This window comes from Pseudomonas sp. SDO5271_S396 (genome assembly GCF_054071795.1).
In genome coordinates, this window is record NZ_JBSVWB010000153.1 from 1 (window position 1) to 207 (window position 207).

The window sequence follows — 207 nt, forward strand, 5'->3', positions numbered from 1 at the left end:
CCCTGTTACCGCCGTGAAAGGGCGGTGTCCTAGGCCACTAGACGAAGGGGACACAAACCTTCTATACAACTGATCAGTGCTGAGAACTGATCGATTCAAGGACGGTGTGGCCAGACCTTGAACCTGTAAATTGGTGGAGCTAAACGGGATCGAACCGTTGACCTCTTGCATGCCATGCAAGCGCTCTCCCAGCTGAGCTATAGCCCC

1 tRNA gene is annotated in these 207 nt (G+C 54.1%); it reads right to left on the reverse strand.

Features of this window, described 5'->3' with window-relative positions:
* Positions 1-131: 131 nt before the first annotated feature.
* A tRNA-Ala gene (locus ACW9IN_RS30240) sits at positions 132-207 on the reverse strand.